The sequence below is a fragment of the Treponema primitia ZAS-1 genome, from assembly GCF_000297095.1.
In the GTDB taxonomy this organism is placed as follows: Bacteria; Spirochaetota; Spirochaetia; order Treponematales; family Breznakiellaceae; genus Termitinema; species Termitinema primitia_A.
Genome location: NZ_AEEA01000082.1, coordinates 1 through 514 on the forward strand (window position 1 = coordinate 1; position 514 = coordinate 514).

Sequence of the window (514 nt, forward strand, 5' to 3'; positions counted from 1 at the left end):
ATACCAGGTGGGTACAGGAGCCTATGCCTACGGGACCGGCGTAAGTGTTGCGGGGACCAATTCCAACACCATCCCCGGCGGCAGGGGTAATGTAGTCCTAGTTAAATACGATACCGCAGGGACAGCCCAGTGGGCAAAAACGGTATCGGCGGGGGCAGGCAGATCTATCTTTTACTCCGTCATGGTAGACGGGAATGGGAATGTGTATGCCGCAGGATCCCAGTTTGGGACAGGGACCTTTACCTACGGTACCGGCGTAAGCGCCACTGGGACTTCTATCACCGAAAATGTAGTCCTAGTTAAGTATGACACCGTAGGGACGGCCCAGTGGGCAAAAACGGTAACGGCGGGGGCAGACCCATCTATCTTTACCTCCGTCGCAGTAGACGAGAGCGGGAATGTGTATGCCGCAGGAGCCCAGTTTGGGACAGGGACCTTTACCTACGGGCCAGGCATAGACGCTACGGGGAGTAGTTCTACCGGCAACAATGTGGTCCTGGTTAAGTACAATGTC

At 55.6% G+C, this 514-nt stretch carries 1 protein-coding gene; it reads left to right on the forward strand.

Annotated features, from left to right (window positions below):
• Positions 1–514, forward strand: a 514-nt coding sequence (locus tag TPRIMZ1_RS0113290; protein WP_010260812.1) for a hypothetical protein, incomplete at both ends; no start/stop codon positions are given.